The following is a 20,965-nucleotide window of genomic DNA, read 5'->3' on the forward strand; positions in this document are numbered from 1 at the left end:
CTATTATTTGTGTTGGCGGGAGAGCAACCCGCCAAACCAACGAAGGAGGAACACCCCCATGAGCCTTGCCCTCGCAATGAAGTCCCTTGACGAACTGTCCGCGGACCACGGTCCGATGCGCACCGTCATCCACCACGCCATGAACGAAACGGCCGTCCCCCGCGGGCAGTACGCGGTGTACGCCAACAACGTCTTTGCGGGTAAGTCGCTGCGCGAGTCGGTCGTCAAGGCCGACAACGGGACCCCGATCCTGACCATCCGGCTTGCCGAGTACATCGAGCCGGTCACCGGCAAGACCCGGTACGCGGTCGATTACTGGTCCCTCGGCGGTTTCTGGACCATCGACCACGAGGTGCGTGCCGTGGCGGAAACGGCGTACGAGGAAGCCGTGCGCGCCGAGTTCGCCCGGCCGACGCGGTGGCTGCGCCTTTCCCCCGTGCGGTTCCTGGGCGGTCTCGCGCTCTTCTACGACGAGACCGACGTCCTCTGACCGATCCGGTCCTCTTGCCGGGGCGCGACCGTACGCGCCGCGCCCCGGCACCCTCCCCGAACTCGCCACCACTCCACCGAGGAGACACCTCACCATGCACAAGAACACCAGCGCCCGCCCGACCGCCGAGGACATCCGTCGCGCTGCCGAGGCGTATGGCCCCAAACTGGGCGACCTGGTCGACTACGACGGCCGGACGGTGCAGTTCCCTGACGGGCCGCAGACCGTACCGGGCGGGCGGGGCTGGATCCGGGACGTGTTCGCCGGTGACGGGGAGATCGTGGCCCGCGTTGAGCACGAGGACGGCAGCGCGGACACGCCCCCGCTGGAGGGGCTGCGCCCGGTCGTCGACCTGACCGTGCTCACCGAACTGTCCGTCCCTGCAGAGGAGTTGCACGGACTGCCCCGCATCTCTCCGGCTGTGGCCCCGCCCGCCCAGGTCGACCGCTGGAGCGTCCAGGACCGCGAGGGCAACGAGGTCGCCGAGGTGGAGGCGACCGGGTACGACCACGCCGTTCAGGTGGCCGCCCAGGACCCGAAGGTGCGTGCCGCGGAGCCCGGTTCGGGCGGGCTGGTCTACATGCGTCGGGGAACCGTCCAGAAGTCCGCTCCGGCCGCCGTCGAGGGCCACTCCGCGTCGACGTACGGCGCTCTCAAGGCCACCTTGAAGGTCCCGCAGGTCTACGCCGCGATCCGCGTGCTGAAGGCGGGACGGCAAGTGTTGGGCGGGTTCGCCGACACCGGGCACTGCGTGAGCGCGGGCGCCTACCTTGACGCACGCCAGGACACCGGGGAGGTCATCCTCTCCTGCGAGCCCACGCACGTACGCCCCGCCGGCAGCGTCCTGCGGGAGCTGCTCGATGAGCGCGAACGAGCCGTCGTCGGGTACGCCGACCTGTTCCGTACGGCGGGCTGGTACGTCCAGGAGATCCGGGAGAACGGCCAGGACGGCAGGCGCCGCCTCGCGCGGCTCATCATGGAACTCCCGACCACCCTGCCGTGGAGAAGCCGCGTACGACGCACTTCTGACGGTCGCTTCGGCACCATCACCGACTTCAGCGGCGACGACCGCATGGTCATCAAGTGGGACCGGGCCGTCTTCCCCGACCCGTTCCACCGCACCACCGCCGAACTGATGGGGCCCGCCTACCAGGTCTTCCCCGCCGTCGACCACTGCTCGGGCTGCGGCGAAATCGTCAGGGACGACGACGTCGAGGACAGCTACACGACGTGCTGCAACGAGGGCGCGTGCAGCGGATGCGCCGCAGTGAACGGTGTCTACACCTGCGGCACCGAGGCGCCCACCGGCACCGACGAGTAGGCGGCAGCACGCCCGGGGCGCGCCACGGTGTGCCCCGGGCCCGTCCCGCCCCTCTCCGCCCGCTCCACGCCCCGAGGAACTCGCCATGCTGACCTTGTTCGACCTCCCCAGCATCCAGACGGAAGCCCCCACGGTCGCCGTGCCGACACAGCCGAAGCCCAAGGCCAAGCGGAAGGCGCGGACCGTCCACGCGTCGGTGCCGCTCACGCCCTGGACGACTGTCCCGGACGAGCTGATCCGGGATGCGGACTGGATAGTCGTGTCCAGCTCCGGCGGTAAGGATTCGCAGGCGATGCTCTCGTACGTCGTCCGGCGCGCGAAGGCCCTGGGGATGCTCGACAAGGTCGTCGTTGTTCACGCGGACCTGGGTCGGGCCGAGTGGGACGGCACCCGCGAGCTCGCCGAGCTTCAGGCGCGCCTTGCAGGGGTCCGCCGGTTCGAGGTGGTCCGCGCGTCCGGCGCCGATCTCCTGGACCGCGTCGAGATCCGTTACGGCAAGCTCAAGGCGAAGGCGGAGAAGGAGGCCCGGGACGCGGGCGAGGACCCGACCGCGGTGAAGGTCGCGCCGGCTTGGCCGTCGAGTTCAGCACGCTGGTGCACCAGTGACGTAAAGCGAGGCCCGATCTGGACCCTCTACACCCGGCTCACGGCCGAACTCGCGCATCTGGGGCGCCCCGTGCGGATCCTGGCGTGCATCGGGCAGCGCGCCGCGGAGAGCGACCAGCGGGCGAAGCTCGCAGAGGTGGAGATTGACCGCTCGGCGAGCAACGGTAAGCGGCACGTGACCACCTGGCGGCCCATCCACGCCTGGAGCGACCGGAAGGTGTGGCGCGAGATCGCACGGTCCCGCTTGCCGTACCACCCGGCATACGACTGGGGGAACCGGCGTCTGAGCTGCGTCTTCTGTGTCCTCGGGTGCAACAACGATCTCGTGAACGGCGCGCGGCGCGTTCCGGAGCTTGCCGCGGCGTACGCCCGGACCGAAATCGTGGTCGGCGCCGACTTCAAAAAGGGTCTGTCGATGCGGGAGATCATCCGTCGCGCACAGGCCTTGGAGGAGGCCGAGGGACCCGCCGCACGCCCGCCGGCCGGTACCGCGATGGCCGTGCACCTCGGACGGGCGGAGACCACCAAGTACCGCACCCGTTCGGTCACGCTGTACGGCCTGGCCGCCTGATCTGCACAAGCCCGCGCCGGGCCCGGTCCGGCGCGGGCAGACTGACCCCGCCCCCCTTCCGATGGAGAGACGACGATGCCCGAACAGCCCGAGGACCTCGCCGAGCAGCCGGAAGCGGTGCGCGCCTTGGTGGGCCGGACCATCACGGTGACGGAGGCCCTGTCGGGAATCCCGGACGCCCGCCCGTACCAGCTCCGGATCACCGAGGCCGAGATGGCGTCCGACTCGGCGTCCCACACGGTGCACGTGACGGGGGCCCGGCTGCGCATGGACGGCCGGCCCGCTATCCGCAAGCGCGGTCCCGTCGAGAAGACCACCGTGTGGTTGCTCGACGGCTGGACGGAGGTCCTGGGCCTGCCCGCCCTGCCGCCAAGGGAGTGGGCGCTGGAGGCCGTGGGCACGCCGGCGTACTCGGGGAATCAGCGCCCCGGTGTCGCGGCCCAGATCGTCGACCCGGGCGCGGCCTACCGAGTCACGGTCGGAAACGCCGTCGAGGACCAGGCCGTGCCCGGGGGCCAGGTGGCGCGCCAGGTGGCCGAGGCGCTCGCCGAGGACGGGATGCGACTGGACCGGCATGCGGACGGGCGGACGCTGCGGCTGCGCTATGCCGACGGGCGGCCCCAGGTGCTTCTGACCCCGGAGGGCTGAGCCAGCCCACACCGCGGGGGTCGTCCTGGTGGGCGGCCCCCGCTTCTTTCTGCCGTCCCCTACCCCTCTAAATTTCCCTTGGTGTACTATTCCTGATGTTGGTGGAGAGCAACCACCGGCGAACCAGCGAAGCGAGGAACACCATGTCAAATGCCGTTCTCTTCGACCTTCCCGCCTCGGCGGCGAATGACAAGCCCAAGGAAAAGCGTCCTGCTCCGGTGTACGCCGAGCGTCGGTGGTTCGCCGACCTTGACCGGGTGACCTACCTGGGCACGCACCAGCCGATTTGGCTTGAGCGCGAAGAGTTCGGCCAGGACTGCATCCCCCTGTGCGTGGCCCAGCACCGTTTGAGCGGCCGGTCGACCCTGCCGCGCGCCATCACCCCGTGGATGCTCGACTCCGGCGGCTACAAGCACCTGGAGAAGCACGGGGCGTGGACCCTGTCGCCGTACACGTACGCGGCCGACACGCGCCGGTACTACGACGAGATTTCGATGATGGACGTCTGCGCCATCCAGGACTGGATGTGTGAGGACGAGATCCTCGCAGCGACCGGCCTCACAGTCGCCGATCACCAGCTCAAGACCGTCGCGTCATACCTGAACCTGATGACACTGGACGCCGAACTCCCGTGGATGCCGATCATCCAGGGCCGCACCCTCGACGACTACCTGCGGTGCATCGACCTGTACGACCGGGTGGGCGTGGATCTCACGCTGGAACCTGTCGTCGGCATCGGCTCCGTATGCCGCCTTCAGAAGACCGACGAAGCCGCGCGGATCATCGAAACGATCTGGGGGATGGGCGTCCGACTGCATGGCTTCGGCTTCAAGTCGACGGGTCTGCGGCGCGTCGCCCACCAGCTCTACAGCAGCGACTCCATGGCCTGGTCGTACAACGCCACCAACCGCGCCCCGATGCCCGGCTGCGTGGGCAAACACGTGCACTGCGGCAACTGCCCGAAGTACGCGCGGGCCTGGCGTAACCAGCTCCTCAACTCGCTGCCGGATGACCCGCAGCTCCTGCTCGCTGCCTGACCCCCGAAATCTTCCGGGGCGTCCGCCGTGGGCGCCCCGGCCCTCACTCATACAAGGAGACTCCTGTGTCCGCCGTTTCCAGCAAACTCGCCGAGCGGTTCGACAAGATCCGTGAACAGGTGGACGTCGCCGAGATGTACGCCGCGGACGGCGCCCCCATGTCTGCGATGCAGAACCTGGTGGACGCCATCGCGACCATTCACGGCATCATCGAGCCCTCCCCGGACCAGAACCGGCAGCCCATGCCCCTGGAGAGGCTCGTGGAGACCGTGGAGGGCGCGCTGCACCGGCGGAAGTCCGAGGAGATCGCCGCCGTGCCGTGGGTCGCCGAGGCGATTGGCTTGCACGAGCCCGCCATCCGCGCCCTGGGCGAGGTGGCGGCCCTGGCCGAGCAGCAGTACCGGGCCGCACTGGTCGAGTGGATCGGCCGTGACTGGACGTGCTTGTGCGTCGTGAGCTGTGCCGAGGACCCTGCGACCGCCTGCAGCCTGTCCGGCCGGCGGCACGTCCACCCGGGGATCCCTGGGCAGCCGGGCGTGTACGGGCCGTGCCCCGTGCACCTGGACGCTCCTGGCGACTTGTAACAGGCCTTTCAATACCCCTTCGGGCCGGAGAGCACCGGCCCCACCACGAAGCGAGGAACACCCCGGCCTGTTCTGACACAGCTTGCCCGGTCGTGACGTTCCCCCAGGCGTCACGGCCGCCCGGCCCCGCACGCCACCCGTCCCGGCAGGAGTTGTGAGATGACGCCGTACGAACGCCTCATGGCTGAGCAGTGGCCCACCGGCAGGTTCGGCCATGCCGAGTCCGTCGAGCGTCGTCCGCTCCGTCCTCTGTCCGAGAGCCCGCCGGAGCGCCGCCCGATCAGCCGGTGGAGCCCGGAGGAGCAGGCCCGGCACCGTGCCGCGCTCCTGGAGGGACTCGGGCGCTGGCAGGACAAGAGCGAGGCCGCGGAGAAAAAACGGCGGTACAACGTCCAGCACACCAGCCAGACCACCGCCCTGCGCCGCAGCCTCCGCCTCGTCCAGGGTCAGGGCAGCGAGGTGGACGCCGAAGCCGCGTAACCACTCACCCCAGCAACGGAGGCATCGTCATGCAGTCGCGCATGACGCCCCGCCGGAAGTCGAGCCGCCGCCGATGGGCCGCCGACCTGACCGAGTGCGTTCACCGTCGGCCATGGCGGCTGGAGATACCTAGTCTGCCCGTCCCGCGTTCCACCTGACCGCCCGCCTACCGCTGCAGGCAAGGCGACGGATCGGGGCTCAGTAATGACGTCTCGGACTGATCTCGGTTGGGTGGGGTTGACCGAGCCGCCCTTCAGTCTCGCCGGGCACTCCGGCTCACTTCACGGGGAGTCGAACTGCCCATCGACTTTGACGATTTCACCCTCGCGACACCTCTTCGTCCGATCTAATCAGACACGACGCTGATCGGACTTCCTTCGTCCCGTGGGCAGTTGAGCCGTACCCACGTCGGCCACCGTTCGTGGTCGGGAGTGTGCTCACGGAATGAGGGAAGTACGGCATGCGTCACATCCCGCGCCGCTTTGCGGTGCAAGGGACGCTACTTGCTGATCGAGTCAGGGCCTTGCTTGCACGCGCACGCGCCAAGAAGCACTACGGCCGTGCGAAGCGTGTAGGCCTGTACGTCGTAGGGCTGGTGGTTGCTGCCATCAGCGATGACGTACTGAACTGGCTCCTGCACGGCCTGTAGCTCCCGTCCTGGGGGGCTGAGGCTTGAGCGGGCTAAAGCCCCCCAGCTTCCTTGTCATGAGCTTCCTTGCGACGGATCGCCCCAGCGCGAGCGGTGACGAACCCCAACCCAGCGCACTATCCAGTGCGTTGGCGATGTGACATTAGGCTAGCGCGCCAGATTAGTAATCGGGGTTGCTTTGACAAATCCAATTTGGCAATTAATTCGGACCGTAATTGAGTGAACAGTCGTACACTGAAATGGCGCAGGGGCTTTGCCGGATGGGCCCGGGTTCGACCTCTCTCGGGCGCTCGGGGTCGCGTAGGTGTTAGTTCACGATCCTGGCCGGCTTCCCGTAGCGGACGTTCGGCCTTCCCGCTGTGGACGTTGAGGCTATACAGCACCGACGCAGCCGCGTGGCCTTCCGCGGGGAGCCGGGAGGCGGCGGGTCCTGCCGTCGACGGGACGGCAGGACCCCTGCGGCAGGGCTTCCACCTGGGGGTTTGGTGGGGCCCGGACAAACACCATGCACCACAAACCGGCCAACGGGATAGATCCCGGCTGAAAGTCCCCACTCACCGGCCGAACGTGCGGCGCTGCTGCATGTGGACGGCCAAAGCGTCGGTGAGCACGGTCTGGTCGTAGTCGGGCCACCATCGGTTGTCGAAGTGGAGGGTGGCGTCGCAGGCCTGCCAGAGCAGGAAGCCGGACAGGCGGCGCTCTCCGCTGGTGCGGATGAGTAGGTCCGGATCGGGTAGGCCGGCCGTGGTCAGGTAACGCTCGATCGGTAGTTTGACCGTCGGGTCGTACTCCGGGCGGGTCACTGCTTGTTGGGCGGCTCGCCGGATCTCGTCGTGCCCGTTGTACCCGACGCCAAGGCAGACGGCCATGCCGTCCCGCTGGGCCGTGATGGCTTCGGCGTACTCGACCGCCTCCAGGAGCTGCTGGGCGCCGTGGCCGCGGAGGGCGCCGTTGTGCAGGACGCGGACGGGCCCAGTGGACTCGTCCGCGACCTCGTGCAGCAGCTCGGCGACGACGTCGACCAGGACGGCGACCTCTGCAGTGTTGCGGTGGAAGTTCCGATTCGACATGAGGAACACGGAGGCAGCTTCGAGACCAAGTTCGCGGCAGTGGCCGAGGGCCTGACGGACGGCCAGGGCGCCGTGTCGGAAGCCGCTGGCCGTGCTCACGCCCCGGGCTTCGGCCCATCGGCGGTTGCCGTCGGCGATGAACGCGATGTGGCGGGTCGGTGCGCCAGGGGTGGAGCGCGTGGAGATCGTCATGGCCGAGTGGTGTACGTAGCCGGATCGGCTTACGTCACGAGCTAAGGGCGGTGAAGACCAGACCGGCCGTCACGGTGCCTGCGACAGCTCCCGCAAAGGTCTGCGCGAGGGTGTGGTCGCGAAGTGAGATTCGGGACCAGGCGATGACGGCAATGATCGGGTAGGCGATCCAGATGAGCGGGCTCCAGGCGTGGGCAAGCATCGCCAGGGCGCCGCCGGCGACGGCGGTGTGCACCGAGATCTTCCAGAAGGCAGTGACCGGGAGCAGCACAGCGAGGGTGGCGAGCATCGCGACGACGAGCGCGATCATTGCCTTCGGGGCATCGAGCCAGACCATGAGGCCGATGCCGGTTGCGACTGACGCCATGATTACGGGTATGAGCAGTAACCGGCGTTGCCGCTGTCCTATGTGGCGGTCGGCCCACATGCCCCGTCTCATCCCGTACTTGATGTAGGCCATGGGCAATGCTGCGGCGAACACGATCGCCTCCAGCGCCCAGGCGAGACCGGTGAGCGGATTGTCCTGGGCGGCGCCGACGCCGAGACTGACAAGGACGATGACGTTGCGAGGCTCCATCCCGTCGGTGATCCGGCGGGCGAGGGCGTTTTCAGTGCGCGGGAGGGCGGTGGCGGTCATGCCGGTACTTCCTGACGGGAGTTCTGGTTGGCGAGGGCACGGGCGATGTCAACGATGTCGGCCGACGCGTGGTGGTCGGCGACGCGGGTCAGCCACGCAGCGCTGCTCTCAAGGTCATTACGCATCGACAAGGTGAAGGCCAAAGCAGGGGCGCGCTCGTAGGGCTCGCCCTCGACGGCCTTCGTTCGGGCGACGTGCAGGCAGAGGGCTTCGCGGGCAGCGCGTGCCTCGGCGCCGTGCAGGCCGGTGGCGCGGGCAGCTGCGAGAGCGCGGGTCGGGAGGGTCTTCTCTATCCACGGGCGGAGCGTGACTGAGGCGTCGACGATCTCCACGACGCGTTCGTCGAGGCGTCCGTACAGGTCACGGAATCGGCGACGGTCTTCGATGGGGGACGTACCCGTCTGGAGGTGCCGCAGGATGGTGTCCGGCGGGAGGACCGAGGCGAGTTCCACCCACAGAGGACGCAAGGCGATCAGACTGCGGCGCTGGCGGACGGCTCGGATGACCACGTCGGCCCCGCGGACGGAGCTTCCGGCAATGACCATCAGGATCGTCATGAACTGGATGATGCTGCCGCCGCGGTGGAACTGCAGTTCAGTGAGTGGGTAGTTCCAGCCGGTCAGCCCACAGAGGAGGAAGCTGAACCGGTAGACCGGGTACAGCGTGCCCACTGCGGCCCCCGAGCCCATCAGCCCCATGCACAACCGAAACAGGCGCGCCTGTGTGCGCCTGGCCGCCGTGAGACAGAGAGCGGCCGATATGGCCAGCGACAGACCCATGGGCAGCAGGTACACGGTCGAGTGGAAGGTTCCGGCGAGGTCGCCGTACTGGGGGGTGGCGAAGTCGGTAGAACCGTCAGGTGCGGTGACCGAGTGTGCAGCGAAGGGAAACGACAGGGTGGCGGCGAACCCGGTGACTGCGAACACAACCATGCGAGGTCGCAACTGCGTCCACCGGCGCCAGGCCGGCTCCGGGCTGCGGAGCGGGATGACCGAATCAACCCAGCCGAGCAGAAGCATGCAAGACAGCATCACCACTAGGTGCTTGGGCAGGACCGCCAGGTCGTCGATGCCGGTGCTGTCGGCTAAAGCATGCTCGATGACCGTCAGTCGCAAGGTCGCACCGACGGCGAGCGTCGCGAAGGTCCACAAGATGGCCCACTGGCCGCTGCTTGTCGGTCGGGCGTAGAGGCGGAAAGCCACCACTGCCCAGAGGGGGACGGTCGTTAGGAGGTCTAAGACGTCATCGGCGGGCACGGTGAACTGAGTCTCCTGGCAGGAAGTGGAAGGGCTATAACGCGCGGTGGAGGCGGTGCAGCAGCGGGTCCGACTGGTAGCGGGTATCGCGTGCGCGCTGGTCGGCCCGCTTGCGTAGGAGGAAGGCGAACGCTTCGGCCTGGTTTTCGATTTCCACGTACTCCGGGTCGTGAGGCCCTTCCTGGGAGCGGGTACGACCGAGGAGGCAGCCGTCGAGGAAGTCGGCGGAGATGAACTCGTACGGCTCCGGCGGCGGGGTAGCCGGAAGCTCGATGGGCCGGTGACCCAGGAAGAAGTGGCCGGCCTCGTGGGCGAGAACGTGCACAGCGGCTGCCCCATTGAGGCCCGGGTCAACCCACATGGCGTCCGACTCCCGGTCGGGGCGGGTGAGCCAAAGGCCGCTGGCTGGCAACCCGGGGAGGGGCGACTCTTCTCGCAGTAGCTCCAAAGGGCGCGGGTAGCGCTCCTCGATGGCGGCGAACAAGGTCTCAATGGTCAGAGGAACAGGTAACTGGAAGCCGACTAGGGCCTGTTGGACGTGTATGTCCGGGCGGTGGATCACCGGGTAACGCACCTTGGGGAGGGTGGGAGAGGTCAGTGGTCGTCTGGCGGCGGGAGGTCTGTACGGAGTTCGCCTTCCATCTGCTCGACCTGCGCCAGGTTCTGGACGTACGCGGCTGCGCGCCTCAACCCCTGCGGAGAGAGGAGGCTGGCGGAACGGGCGAGCACCTGGACGCTCTCGTTGGGTTCCGGGCCCTCATGTTGAGGACTCTTCTTCGCCGCGGCTCGTTGCACTTCTGCCCACGTCTTCTTGGCGTTCTCGCTCGGCTCGCGGGGCTCGTCGTCGATGACGGCGGCGAACACGTCGAGCGGCACGTCGAAGAACCACACCAGGTACGACGCCATGGTGACGCTCGGGTTCTTGATGTCGCCACGGCGGAGCTTGCGGATGTACTCGTCGGTGATGGTGCCGGCGCCGAACTTCTGGTTGATCTCGTGGGCCACCTGGGTGGGGGTGTATTCGGTGAACGTGCCGGATTCGTCGGGGTTCTTCACAGCACTGGCCGTGAACAGGAGGTTCAGGCGGTCCTTGAAGGGCCCCGCCGGGGCATGGCGTGGCGTCACGTTGGGTCGTTCTCTCTTGGGCGGATGGTGAAGAGACCACCATAGCGGGAACCCAACAATCGGGGGGTCTGCCCTTTTGGGCACCCGAATAGTTTGACGTGTGCGGTGTTGACGCTCTTTGATTGACCTTGAGCGCCACCGGTGTAGACCATCACCGACTGCTCTGCCCGACCATGCCCGCGTGCGGGGCAGCATGAGAGGCGCAACATGGCTCAGCACACTCAGTCGACAAGCACTCACTTGCACCTGCCCAGCACCCCCGGCCGGCTGACGCACACCCACGCCGCTCGCCACGCATCGAACTAACATTCTCCTTCGTGTCAACCGACGAGACGGAAAGCAAGTGACGATCTCCGACGCCATGTCTCCGCTCTGGGTCTCCAGCCTGCAAACCGCCGCAGCCAGGCAAACCACTGCCGCGCCGCGAAGGCTGCCGGACCTTGAGAACTCCATCGAGTTCCGTCTTGGCCCCGAACGCACCCCCATCCAGAGCATGCGCCGCGCCCGCGGTTTCGCCGCGAAGGTCCTGCCGACACTGCTCGCCGGCGCGCCCAATGCCAACGTCGTCGAGGAGACGACGCTCGCTGTGCTGACCGAACTGATCGACGTCACCGCCCGGCACCGCGCCAGTATCGACTTGAGCGGCCGGATTTCATACGACGGGGAGCATGTCCTGATCACGGCCGGAGAGATGGATCAGCCACTACCTGACTCGGAGGAGGAGCCGGGTCTGTTCCTTGTGTGCCGCCTCACGGATGAGATCGGGCAGTACCGCGGTGACGAAGCCGGGTACGTGACCTGGGCGTCCGTGCCGGTTCGGGCGAAGGCTCAGACCCTTAAGGGCGTGCAGATCTTCAACTCGTCTTTTTGACCTTGGTTTCGGTAGAGGTGTTGATGTGGTGGCCGTGCGCTTCCAGGAGTGGGCGGACTTCCTGTGTGGTGACGTCCAGCGATACATAGCCCTGCGCAGCGATACGTGGCCGGCAGCTTCCGCCGTCGATGGTCCTCCCAACTAGCTGCCCCCATGTCGGTGTCTTCGGCATCATCACCGGATAGGTAGTGATGGGCGCTAAATCCGAGGGGGACGCCACCAGTTGAACACCGAGCGATTCGCAGACCTGGCCGCGCAGATGATGCGATCAGCCCTCGACTCCTGGCGTGGCGGGAACCGTCTTTTTGCCGTCCTCCACGCTGGCATGGGCTCAGAGTTCTGCCTGAAGGCGGTCCTGTGCCACCATGACCCGCTGTTGATCTCTGCTCAAGGGGACCGGGCGTTACGTTTCCACACCCTTGGCTTCGGCGGAGAGAAGGGTGTTAGGCCTCTGGAGCAAGCTCGGACGATCGGCATGGCCGAGGCGTTCAAGGACGCAGAAATCGTGATGCAGGGTCGTATGCCCGTCACCGTCGACGCGTTCACGCCCGTGATGGAAGCCCGCAACGGCATCGCTCACCTGGCACACCATAACCCGGCCACCGCCGAGCAAGTAGTGTCCACGGCCCTCCGGGTAGCTGAGGCTGTTCGTAAGGAACTCGGTACGCCACCCGCGGACTTCTGGAAGGGCTACGCCCGTACCTTCCAAAATCTCAGCAGGGTCGCAGCCATGCCCGCCATCCCGAAGATCGGCCTGGAGCAAGCTGCCGAAGACCTAGCTGAAGCCGAAGCCGTGGAGGCTACATGCGCCGCCGTGGACGCTGCCAAGAGCACTGCCGCCACAGCTGCCGAAGCGATCACCATGATTCCCCTGTGGGATGACGCACTTGGCAACGACAAGGCTGCACGCCATGCACTGAACATCGCGCGCCGCGCCGTCGTGTCAGCAACCTTGAACACCGCCGCCATGCGGGCCCAGCGTGCGGCAGCAGACCTGCTCAAGTCGTACGGCTACCTGCCCCTGGACCTGAACAACAGCCAGGTGGCGACCAGCGATGCGGTAGCGGTGAAGAGCCTGGTGGCCCGTAACGTTGAAGGCGCTTTCCGGGCCGATCTCCCGTCTGTGCTGGAGTTTGCTCTGTCGGAGCCGTTGAGCGATGTGGTCTGGCGTCCAAGGCCGTACGAGTCTGCCGGATATGGCACCTACCTGTGGCGCTGGGAACCCTGCCCGGCCTGCCCAGCCTGGGGAGACTTGTACGGATATCTGGAAGCCGATGTCTGCATCGTCGAGGAATGCAACGCTGGCGTCTGCTGCGGCGAACACGATGAGGGACCGCCGACCATCGCGCACGCGCAGGTATTCACGTGCCCCATGTGCTGTCTGGTACTGGATAGCGAGGAGGAGCTAGAGGCGGCGTACATGGAGCTGGCAACCAATTATGAAGGGTGACCAGCGAGCTCGTGCACGGTAATCGGTGAGACGTCGGGCCCTTGATGGTTGATCATGGTCGAGTGGTGGGGAACGCGACTCGTGCAGTGATCATCAGCAATCGGCGGATCACGGGCTGATGGAGAGGCAGTACTGGGAGGTGCGCTGTTCCGCCTCTGGATCCTGTTCGAAAGCGTGCGGGAACCCAAGATGTGGCCTTGCCGTGTGGGGACATGCGGAGGGGGCCGAAGGTGCGTTCGGCGTGAGAGCGCTCCAGGTCCCACCGGGCTATTGCCCGATCCGGCAAATACTGCGTCGCATCACGAGAAGCACTAGGACCACAAAGCACCAGCCAGCAACCGCAGGGCAGGTCGATGGGGCTCTCATGCCTAACCGCGATCTCTCTTGACGGTCCGCCGACTCCGACGGGGGGCCGTCAAGAAAGGTCGAGGCCTAGGGAGCGGATTTGAAATGCACGTGCGTTTGGCAAGCGTGAGTCGATATCGTGCGGTAGCTCGCTCGAAGCGAATTGTTACCTGGTACAGCTTGTGGTTGTGAATTCGGAAGACCCCTCGACTGGAAATCTAACGTGCGGCACCGATTGGTATAGGCGTGTGATGCAGGTCACGGATGGTGTCCACATGTTGGACGTTCTCAAGTCGAGCCGCAGCGCTTACATGACGGCGCCGTTGCCCCCTTCTCTGGGAGGCCGACGGACTCGTGCCCTTCGGTGCGGCTGGCCGTCGATACCTGAGATCCTGTGATCTATTCCCAGATCCCACAGAGGTCAGACCGTGATCTATCTCGATTCGTGCATTGTCAGGTCCCTCGACTTGAAGGACAGCATCGCTGATCTCCTCCGTGCTCTGAGGGCAGTCGGCGAACGCGTCGGCATCTCCTGGATGGTGGCGGAGGAACTCGTCGCGCAACGGGTCATCAGTCACCAGGAGGCGCACGACTCGGCCACCGCGGCGTTGCGTGAGGTCGACCGTCACACCCCGTGGGCGGTGCGCTCCCAGGTTGAGGATCCCGATGTCGAGCGCGTCCGGAAGCACTGGCTGGCGATGGTCGGGACACTGGCGGAGATCCTTGAACCGAGCCCGGCGGCCATGCGCGAAGCCTTGTTCCGTGAAGCGAACAGGCTCCCGCCCTGCAAGAAGGACGGCAAGAACAAGACGGGTTCGAGGGACGCCGTTATCTGGCTCTCGGCGATTGAGTACGCGCGTGAACACCCTGACGAGACTGTCTACTTCGTCAGCGAAAACTACCGCGACTTCACGCGTGGCCGCGGGTATCCCCCTCTCATGGGTAGGGATGTCGCAGGTCTCGGCGAACGGTTCGTCCACCTGATGACGCTCGACGAAGTAGTCCAGCGCTTTACGGAGCCCGCCAAGGCGGACAAGGCGCTCTCCATCGAGATCCTTGACTCATCGGCATCGCGCTTCAGGATCGACGAGATCGCGAAGAGTCGACTCAGGCTCGGCACGGAACCCTTCTCCTGCACGACGGCCGTAGGGGCGGTTGCGCAGGAGGTGACCATCTCAGCCGCTCGCTCTTTCATGCCTCTCAGAGTAAAACTCCACAGGGTGGACAACGTCCAAGCGTTCCGCATCGGCGAACACGAGTGGTACACAGCCGTCGCTGTATGGCACATGGCCGGCGTGGCCACTCACGACACGGCGGAACCGGACTTCAGCGCAGCGGGCGTTACCTGGACCACCTCGCTCCTCTTCAAACTTGATGCGGCCGACCCCGGTCTGACGGTTCTCCGGTACGACGCACCGCGCCCGCTGCCCGCGAAGGAGTACAAGGCCTTCGACCCGGACGCCCTCCTGACAGCGTCGCTGTCCACGGCGCTCCGCCCGGTTCTCGGGTTCCTGGGAGACCTCGCCGCACAGATTTCACGGAGGGGCCTCCCTCGGGCCTACGAGGGAACGCTGGAACAGCGGGCTCGCGTGAGTGCCATCGAGCGGCGGTTGGCGAATTCTCTTGCGCAATCCGCGCAGGAGCGGGAGGCGGCGTCGGGGGATTCGGGCCCTGTTACTCCCACGCCTTAACTTCGGCCTCTCTCTGCTTCCCGCGGGCGGGTGTAGCGGTGCGCCCCGTGGCCCAGCTTCGCCCGGGGCCTCGCCGTGCCCGGAGCTGCTACTGCACAGGTGTGGGAGGTGAAAGTAGCCATCAAGGTAGCCATGGAGGGGGTGATTCTGCACGTTTGTGCAGGTCATAGCGTTGCGGTGATTCTCCCCGGCGTACAGCCCGACTCGTCTGCCTGGCCCGTCCCGGACCAGGCCCCTTGGAGGGCACCTCGGGATTGGAACTGACGCTTCCAAAACCTTGCGGAACGGTTCCTTCATGGGCTGAAGGCGGTGTTAGGCCTTGTCCGCGTCGCCGGTGCGGAGGAGAGCGAGTCGTGTTGATCTCATTGCGGTCGTACCCCGCCAGGGTCACCGCACTGATGAATTTGGCGCAGTAGCAGTACGAGTCCCGCTGCAGTTCGAGCAGTCCGGACGGTGACAGGCAGTTGATGCCGCGCACGGCCTCCCTCGGGAATCCGTCGCAGTCCTGTGTGTCCCCTTTACGACGATCACGGCCGAACGTGTCCGTACAGCAGCCGATGCACTGCCTTCCGTAGGAAGGGGCGACCTACGCCGGCCACCGCTGACGGCCTGCAGGAAATAATTGGTATGAGGGCTCACAGCTATCGAAAAATTCGACTATCCACGCCATCCAGTTCGAATAGATGGAATATGGATTCGATTAGTCACAAAATATTCAAGATTGTTTGGCGTGATCCGTTCCGAGCCACCTTCCGGTATGCCACGATGTGCACGGCTCAATTCTGGGGGGATTCAAGTGGCTGGCTTGAAGAATGACATCATCGGTAAGCTGCGCGCTTCTGTCGCACGTTCGGGCCTCTCGAAGGAGGTGGGGGCGCAGCTGGTGGCCGAGACCGAAGAGGCGATTCGTCGAGAACCGCCCCCCGTCATCGCGCTGATCGGTGAAAGTGGCGTCGGTAAGTCGGAAACCATCAATGCGTTGTTCAACGCGGGGCAACCCGTCGGGCACACCAGGGCGACGACGGATCGGGCGTACAGAATTCCGATCGTGCATCACGAAGTAGAAGGTGGAAAAGGTCAGGGCGTGCTCAACGTCATCGATATGCCGGGCATCGGTGACGATGCGCGTAATCACGAAGCGTATCGCGCGCTGTATCTGAAAGTCCTCCCACAAGCTGATGTGGTCCTATGGGTTCATGCGGCGGAGGACCGGACCGTGCAGCTGACCCAGGAAATGGTCCGGGACATCTACGTAACAGGCTATCCGGAACTGGCCAACAGGCTGGTCTTCGGGTTGAACAAGGCTGATCAGATCAGCCCCAGGGACTGGAATCCTCAGTTCAATGTGCCGTCTGCGGAGCAGTTGCGGAACCTCGAAGAGCGGGAACTGGACTTCGTGCAGCGAATGTCCTACGTGCTGCCGAACTGGTCCAGTAAGGTCGTCTGCTATTCGGCCACGAAGCGATACAACCTGACAGCTCTGTTCAAGGCCATGATGTACGCGGTCCACAAGGAGCGTCGATGGGTCCTCGAGAGCCGCATGGACATCGCAGACATCACTGAGTTGGTCGATCGCCGGAGTCTGGCCGCCGCGACCGCCCAGGACCACGTCAAGGAATGGTCGATGGAGGTTCCTTCGGGCGCAAGGGAACAGCAGCCGGCCAACGTGCGCAGCGGACGGGACGCCACGGTTTCCGAGGCGATCGCGGCATTGCCCGCCGATGTGCGGCTGGCACTTCTCCAGGATGAGCAACGTCTCATGGAGTTCATCAGGGACATCGAGGGAGGCGGCGCCTGATGGAAGCTGTCCCTGCGGACAAGGCGAACGTTGACGCGGTCGCAGAACGCCTCCGGCAGATTCTCCGCGAGAGCAATGAAGACATGTCGGCCATCCTTCGAATGTCGGAGGTCTCCTTCAGGGAGTGGCTGTCCGGGGTAACGACGCGAATCGCCAACCGTCTTGGCTTGGCCGCCGCGGCCGTGGACGCGGTCATCGCGGACGCCTGCGCCATCGCCCTCAACGCCAAGGACGCGTTTCTTAGCTCGTACGAGCGTGAGCGTGACAAGAGGAGACGGGTTCAACGTCGGCCGCGGGGATGATAGGGATCCATATGGCATGGATAGATTTCCCTTTCCCGTCCTGTCCCGGTTGTGCTCGGTCCTGGGAGGCCAGTCGCCACCGGGAGTGTTCCATCTCTGGCGCGCTTGCGGTGGACCCGGATACGAAGAGGGTGCGCTGCGTCGGCTGTTCGAGAACATGGGGGGTGGCTGACAGTAAGTTCTTCTGCCCCTGTGGACGCCAGTTTTCGGCAGGCGAAGTCCAGCAGGCTCTGGACGAGCTGATCAGAGCTGCTGTTTGTCTGAACCGGATTATCGAACAGAATGCGGCAGAGTTGGTAAGGATCCAGGAACTTGGTCGAAGTTCCGTATCGTCCTGGTTGGAGGAATGCGCCGACAGGTTTGGCGGTGCACTCGGTAAGGCCATGGGCTACATTATCGGATCGGTCCTTCGGGGTTGGGACGGGCTATGACGCATCCCCGTGCGCAGGAACCGTCCCTCGGGCTTAGACCGTCGATTTCGAAGTCCGCTGACGGGACACAGCCGTGTTGCAGGAGGGCCCCGGCGTGATCCGTCGTGGACCCGGGCTGTCTGTACTGCCCGGGCCGGGTGATGGAGATCATCCCTTCCTCATGAGCCGGCCAGGAGAAGATACGTCCGGATCCCGTCTGTATGTGAAGTGTCATCACACTGCGCAGTCTTTACTGTGGTCGCGGTCGGCAAGTGCAGGCGTCGGCGAGTGAACGGACCTGACCCGGGGGGAAACAGGAGGGCTGGGGAGGCCGGAAATTCCGCTGCGCCGTCAGCACGGTCGTCTCCATAGCCACCGTTTCCGTGTCGCACGCCCCATGGGGTGTCCGGCGGAATTGACGGTGACGTGTGTCCCGGCCCTGGCCGGAAAGACCGAAAAATGAGGGGCGGGAATGGATCTCACCAAACAGGAGCGCCGTGCTCGACGTCGATGGGGCGTCATTCCGAAATGGTTCGAACTGCTGGCCATCTGTGCGGCGACCATCGCGGCGGGATTCTTCGGTGGACGGGAAACGGTCGTCAGAGCCGACGATCCGAAGCCGGCCGTGACCGTCACCGCGACAGCGACGGTCACGGCGACGCCCGGGCCCAGCACGAACGCGGACGACGAGCCGCGCGCCGAGATCGATCCGTCGGATTCCGGTGGGCCGGAGTCGCCCGAGCCCGGTTCCGTCGTCTACCTGGCGGATCGGGACGTGGTCGACGGTGGCGGCGATGTGAGCGCCCAGCCGGTGACCATCCGCGGTGAGCATTATGCGAAGAGCGTCCGGCTCATGTGCGACAGTGAAGGCCAGAGTGTCGTCTACACCACCAGCGGATACACGCAGCTGGAGGCGAAGGTGGGCATTCTGGCCGACTCGCCCAACGCGATCGGTTCGGTGGGCTCGATTCAGGTCGCCAACGCGGCGGGGAATCCGATCGGCGAAGAAGTGTCCATCCAGTCCAGCAGAATCGAGGACCTCTCCGTCGACATCTCCGGGCAGGACCAGATCAAAATCACCTGCGTGATGACCAAGTCCGGTGACGAGTCCTCTTCCTACTTCTACAGCGGTCTGGGCAATGCCTCACTTTCCTGATGCTCCGTTTCCCAACGAGGGTGTCACCGAAGGTGAGTTGTTGTTGATCGAGTACACGCAGGTGAAGGACGAACAGAAGGCGCGCATCGGCTTCCGGGACAACCTGCTCTACGCCACGTTCGCGGCCATGGCCGCGGTGATCGCCGCGACCTTGCAAGGCCCGGTGCGCGTCGGTCTCCTGCTGCTACTGCCTCCGGTGTGCCTCGTACTCGGCTGGACCTACCTGGTCAACGACGAGAAGATCTCGGCGATCGGCCGCTATGTGAGCACGGAACTGACCCCTCGGCTCGCGGCCGTGACGCCGCTCCGGCAGGAGGCTTTCGGTTGGGAGGCGGCGCACCGCAGCGACCGCCGCCGTCGGTCCCGCAAGTGGCTTCAACTCTTCGTCGACCTGCTGACGTTCTGCGGTACGTCGATGGCGGCGCTCACGGTCTTCTGGGCGACGGGCCCGATGTCCGCGGCTCTGCTGACCGTCTCGCTCGCCGAGTGTGTCGTGATCGTCGTACTGGCCGTCCAGATATCGGTTTACGCGGACCTGACCTCCGGTGAACACACTCACCGGACGGAATGAAGGTGAGAGGGCCCATGCATCCCACGGCCGATGTCATCGTCTTCACCGCCCTCGGCAAGGAGTACGAGGCAGTGAGGGAGCACTTGGAGGAGCCGGTCACCGAGTACAACGTCCGTGGCGCCTTGTTCGAGTTCGGCACCTTCGCCGGCAAGCACGCCAATTGGAAGGTGGCGTGCCATGAGACGGGGCTGGGGAACGCCGCTACGGCGGCCCTGGTCGAACGGGCGGTGGCGGTGTTCCAGCCGCGGCACATCTTCTTCGTCGGTATCGCGGGCGGCCTCAAGGACACCGCGCTCGGAGACGTGGTCGCCGCGCGGTACATCTACGACTACGAGAGCGGAAAGGATCGGGAAGAGGGCTTCGAACCGCGCATCACCACGCACCTGTCGACCTTCGCCCTCGTCCAGCGGGCCCAGGCTGTCGCCCGGGAGAAGGTCTGGCGCGACCGCATCAAGCAGCCGTTCACCGGCACCGCCCCAGACGCACACGTGAAACCTCTGGCCGCCGGATCCAAGGTGGTCGCGCACAACCGCTCGGCCACGGCTCAGCTGCTGCGACGGCATTGCGGCGATGCCGTCGCCGTCGAGATGGAAGGTTACGGCTTCCTGCAGAGCGCCTACCTCAACGCCGGGATCGGCGCTCTCGTGGTGCGAGGGATCTCCGACCTGCTCTCCGACAAGGGTGCTGACAACGACCGTGTCTGGCAGCCCGTGGCCTCCCGCAACGCGGCCGCCTTCACCTTCGAGGTGCTTCACCAACTCACTGTCTCCCCGTCATCCCAAGGGGGGTTGGGTGATCGCGTACAGGAGATGCGCAGGACGCGTCGGACCACCGGGCAGTCGACGATCGGCTTCGGCCCCGACCACACGGCCGTCGTGGTCTCCGGAGACGGATCCGTCGAGCGGTGGGACCTGAACTCGGGCGAGGCACTGCCAGGAGTCCCCGGCGGAGCCGAACTCCGCCTGGGCCACCAGGCCATCGTGTCCCCGACCCGGCACAGTGTCGCGGTCGCCCGCCCGAGGAGTCTGGACCTCGTGCACTTCGCGGGCAGGACGGGTGAACACCACATCCACTCGGTCCCGCTGCTGGGCGACGAGTTCCTGGTGACCAGCGGGGGAGAGGTTCTCGCCACCCACGGCAGACGCCGACTGGCCGTACGCAGCTTCGAGGACGGCCGGATTCTCCGCGAGGTGCCGTGCCCGGCGGGACTCGCGACGACTTCCATCAGCGCGAACGGCTCGGTGGTGGCCATGGCCACCACGAACCGCGTCCTCATCCATCGCGAGAACGCGCGGCCGGTCGAGAAGCGGATCCGCAACCGGCTGGAGATCTTGAAACCGGGCTGCTGGCTCGCCGTTTCGCCGTCGGGCAGATACGTCGCGTGCGCGAGCTTCCGTGAGCTGGTCGTCTGGCGTACGGCGACTGAGGCTGTCGTCATGCGACGCGAGTTCAGCAGGCAGGAGAGCTTCGACGGATTGGGGGCCACGGGCATGCGCCTGGTGTGCGCCGACGAGGGCCGTGTGTTGTGGCTGCGACGCGGCCGTCTGTCGGAGGTGACCGACAGCCCGGAGATCCGGCACCTGGAACAGGCAGGCCGCTACGACGACTTCGCCGTCCACCCGGACGGGGATCTGCTGGCCGCCGCGGGCTGCACCGAACTCGTACGTGTGTGGCACTGGAACGGATAGCGTCGTGCCGACCGAGC

Annotated in this window: 21 protein-coding genes; 16 read left to right on the plus strand and 5 right to left on the minus strand. The window is 65.8% G+C overall.

Features of this window, described 5'->3' with window-relative positions; all coding sequences use genetic code 11:
* The first annotated feature begins 58 nt into the window (after positions 1 to 58).
* From ACFWXQ_RS35120 to ACFWXQ_RS35155, 8 genes are all read left to right on the plus strand, one after another.
* On the plus strand, positions 59 to 490 hold the full coding sequence (locus ACFWXQ_RS35120; protein ID WP_383937894.1) for a hypothetical protein: 432 nt from the start codon (positions 59 to 61) through the stop codon (positions 488 to 490).
* Positions 491 to 584: 94 nt separating this feature from the next.
* Complete coding sequence (locus tag ACFWXQ_RS35125; RefSeq protein ID WP_383937892.1) at positions 585 to 1,811, plus strand: hypothetical protein; 1,227 nt, start codon at positions 585 to 587, stop codon at positions 1,809 to 1,811.
* Between the two features lie 85 nt (positions 1,812 to 1,896).
* Positions 1,897 to 2,988, plus strand: a complete 1,092-nt coding sequence (locus ACFWXQ_RS35130) for a phosphoadenosine phosphosulfate reductase family protein (protein WP_383937891.1) — start codon at positions 1,897 to 1,899, stop codon at positions 2,986 to 2,988.
* Between the two features lie 75 nt (positions 2,989 to 3,063).
* Positions 3,064 to 3,636, plus strand: a complete 573-nt coding sequence (locus ACFWXQ_RS35135; protein WP_383937889.1) for a hypothetical protein — start codon at positions 3,064 to 3,066, stop codon at positions 3,634 to 3,636.
* Positions 3,637 to 3,779: 143 nt separating this feature from the next.
* The gene (locus ACFWXQ_RS35140; RefSeq protein WP_383937887.1) at positions 3,780 to 4,673 is read left to right on the plus strand and encodes a hypothetical protein; all 894 of its coding nucleotides are present in this window, start codon (positions 3,780 to 3,782) and stop codon (positions 4,671 to 4,673) included.
* 65 nt (positions 4,674 to 4,738) lie between these two features.
* Positions 4,739 to 5,257: a hypothetical protein gene (locus ACFWXQ_RS35145; protein ID WP_383937885.1), complete on the plus strand. Its 519-nt coding sequence runs from the start codon at positions 4,739 to 4,741 to the stop codon at positions 5,255 to 5,257.
* A 180-nt stretch (positions 5,258 to 5,437) separates the two neighbouring features.
* Complete coding sequence (locus ACFWXQ_RS35150; RefSeq protein ID WP_383937883.1) at positions 5,438 to 5,737, plus strand: hypothetical protein; 300 nt, start codon at positions 5,438 to 5,440, stop codon at positions 5,735 to 5,737.
* Between the two features lie 523 nt (positions 5,738 to 6,260).
* Positions 6,261 to 6,386, plus strand: coding sequence for a hypothetical protein (locus tag ACFWXQ_RS35155; protein ID WP_359847568.1), 126 nt, complete (start codon positions 6,261 to 6,263; stop codon positions 6,384 to 6,386).
* Between the two features lie 554 nt (positions 6,387 to 6,940).
* Here ACFWXQ_RS35155 and uppS read toward each other — a convergent pair.
* The 5 genes from uppS to ACFWXQ_RS35180 all read right to left on the minus strand — a co-directional run bounded on the left by uppS (position 6,941) and on the right by ACFWXQ_RS35180 (position 10,666).
* Positions 6,941 to 7,648, minus strand: coding sequence for a polyprenyl diphosphate synthase (uppS, locus tag ACFWXQ_RS35160; protein ID WP_383937880.1), 708 nt, complete (start codon positions 7,646 to 7,648; stop codon positions 6,941 to 6,943).
* A 34-nt stretch (positions 7,649 to 7,682) separates the two neighbouring features.
* The gene (locus tag ACFWXQ_RS35165; RefSeq protein ID WP_383937879.1) at positions 7,683 to 8,285 is read right to left on the minus strand and encodes a hypothetical protein; all 603 of its coding nucleotides are present in this window, start codon (positions 8,283 to 8,285) and stop codon (positions 7,683 to 7,685) included.
* A complete protein-coding gene (locus tag ACFWXQ_RS35170) occupies positions 8,282 to 9,541 on the minus strand; it encodes an MAB_1171c family putative transporter (RefSeq protein WP_383937877.1) in 1,260 nt (419 codons plus the stop codon). Before ACFWXQ_RS35170 ends, ACFWXQ_RS35165 begins: the two co-directional genes overlap by 4 nt.
* A 34-nt stretch (positions 9,542 to 9,575) precedes the next feature.
* Positions 9,576 to 9,902, minus strand: a complete 327-nt coding sequence (locus ACFWXQ_RS35175; protein ID WP_383937875.1) for a hypothetical protein — start codon at positions 9,900 to 9,902, stop codon at positions 9,576 to 9,578.
* Between the two features lie 233 nt (positions 9,903 to 10,135).
* Positions 10,136 to 10,666 carry a hypothetical protein gene (locus tag ACFWXQ_RS35180; protein WP_383937874.1) on the minus strand — a complete coding sequence of 177 codons (531 nt, stop codon included), beginning with the start codon at positions 10,664 to 10,666 and terminating at the stop codon, positions 10,136 to 10,138.
* A gap of 343 nt (positions 10,667 to 11,009) precedes the next feature.
* On the opposite strand from ACFWXQ_RS35180, the gene ACFWXQ_RS35185 reads away from it, so the two are divergent.
* The 8 genes from ACFWXQ_RS35185 (at position 11,010) to ACFWXQ_RS35220 (ending at position 20,948) form a co-directional block, all read left to right on the plus strand.
* A complete protein-coding gene (locus tag ACFWXQ_RS35185; protein WP_383937872.1) occupies positions 11,010 to 11,537 on the plus strand; it encodes a hypothetical protein in 528 nt (175 codons plus the stop codon).
* A 223-nt stretch (positions 11,538 to 11,760) separates the two neighbouring features.
* A complete protein-coding gene (locus ACFWXQ_RS35190; RefSeq protein ID WP_383937870.1) occupies positions 11,761 to 12,987 on the plus strand; it encodes a hypothetical protein in 1,227 nt (408 codons plus the stop codon).
* 773 nt (positions 12,988 to 13,760) lie between these two features.
* Positions 13,761 to 15,023, plus strand: coding sequence for a PIN domain-containing protein (locus ACFWXQ_RS35195; RefSeq protein WP_383937868.1), 1,263 nt, complete (start codon positions 13,761 to 13,763; stop codon positions 15,021 to 15,023).
* 805 nt (positions 15,024 to 15,828) lie between these two features.
* A complete protein-coding gene (locus ACFWXQ_RS35200; RefSeq protein WP_383937850.1) occupies positions 15,829 to 16,821 on the plus strand; it encodes a GTPase family protein in 993 nt (330 codons plus the stop codon).
* Positions 16,821 to 17,123 (plus strand): hypothetical protein, encoded by a 303-nt coding sequence (locus ACFWXQ_RS35205; RefSeq protein ID WP_383937848.1) that lies wholly within the window; start codon positions 16,821 to 16,823, stop codon positions 17,121 to 17,123. Before ACFWXQ_RS35200 ends, ACFWXQ_RS35205 begins: the two co-directional genes overlap by 1 nt.
* An 882-nt stretch (positions 17,124 to 18,005) precedes the next feature.
* Entirely contained in the window at positions 18,006 to 18,689 is a 684-nt protein-coding gene (locus ACFWXQ_RS35210; protein ID WP_383937847.1) for an NPCBM/NEW2 domain-containing protein, read from the plus strand.
* A complete protein-coding gene (locus tag ACFWXQ_RS35215; RefSeq protein WP_383937845.1) occupies positions 18,673 to 19,260 on the plus strand; it encodes a hypothetical protein in 588 nt (195 codons plus the stop codon). Before ACFWXQ_RS35210 ends, ACFWXQ_RS35215 begins: the two co-directional genes overlap by 17 nt.
* Positions 19,261 to 19,274: 14 nt before the next feature.
* A complete protein-coding gene (locus tag ACFWXQ_RS35220) occupies positions 19,275 to 20,948 on the plus strand; it encodes a hypothetical protein (protein ID WP_383937843.1) in 1,674 nt (557 codons plus the stop codon).
* Positions 20,949 to 20,965 lie beyond the last annotated feature (17 nt).

Origin of the sequence: Streptomyces sp. NPDC058697 (genome assembly GCF_042715345.1) — a bacterium.
Lineage (GTDB): Bacteria > Actinomycetota > Actinomycetes > Streptomycetales > Streptomycetaceae > Streptomyces > Streptomyces liliifuscus.

Bases quoted from the DNA above. Each gene is read 5' to 3' on its own strand.
- ACFWXQ_RS35120 (WP_383937894.1), top strand. From the start codon at position 59: ATGAGCCTTGCCCTCGCAATGAAGTCCCTTGACGAACTGTCCGCGGAC.
- ACFWXQ_RS35125 (WP_383937892.1), top strand. From the start codon at position 585: ATGCACAAGAACACCAGCGCCCGCCCGACCGCCGAGGACATCCGTCGC.
- ACFWXQ_RS35130 (WP_383937891.1), top strand. From the start codon at position 1,897: ATGCTGACCTTGTTCGACCTCCCCAGCATCCAGACGGAAGCCCCCACG.
- ACFWXQ_RS35135 (WP_383937889.1), top strand. From the start codon at position 3,064: ATGCCCGAACAGCCCGAGGACCTCGCCGAGCAGCCGGAAGCGGTGCGC.
- ACFWXQ_RS35140 (WP_383937887.1), top strand. From the start codon at position 3,780: ATGTCAAATGCCGTTCTCTTCGACCTTCCCGCCTCGGCGGCGAATGAC.
- ACFWXQ_RS35150 (WP_383937883.1), top strand. From the start codon at position 5,438: ATGGCTGAGCAGTGGCCCACCGGCAGGTTCGGCCATGCCGAGTCCGTC.
- uppS (WP_383937880.1), bottom strand. From the start codon at position 7,648: ATGACGATCTCCACGCGCTCCACCCCTGGCGCACCGACCCGCCACATC.
- ACFWXQ_RS35165 (WP_383937879.1), bottom strand. From the start codon at position 8,285: ATGACCGCCACCGCCCTCCCGCGCACTGAAAACGCCCTCGCCCGCCGG.
- ACFWXQ_RS35175 (WP_383937875.1), bottom strand. From the start codon at position 9,902: ATGTGGGTTGACCCGGGCCTCAATGGGGCAGCCGCTGTGCACGTTCTC.
- ACFWXQ_RS35205 (WP_383937848.1), top strand. From the start codon at position 16,821: ATGGAAGCTGTCCCTGCGGACAAGGCGAACGTTGACGCGGTCGCAGAA.
- ACFWXQ_RS35210 (WP_383937847.1), top strand. From the start codon at position 18,006: ATGGATCTCACCAAACAGGAGCGCCGTGCTCGACGTCGATGGGGCGTC.
- ACFWXQ_RS35215 (WP_383937845.1), top strand. From the start codon at position 18,673: ATGCCTCACTTTCCTGATGCTCCGTTTCCCAACGAGGGTGTCACCGAA.
- ACFWXQ_RS35220 (WP_383937843.1), top strand. From the start codon at position 19,275: ATGCATCCCACGGCCGATGTCATCGTCTTCACCGCCCTCGGCAAGGAG.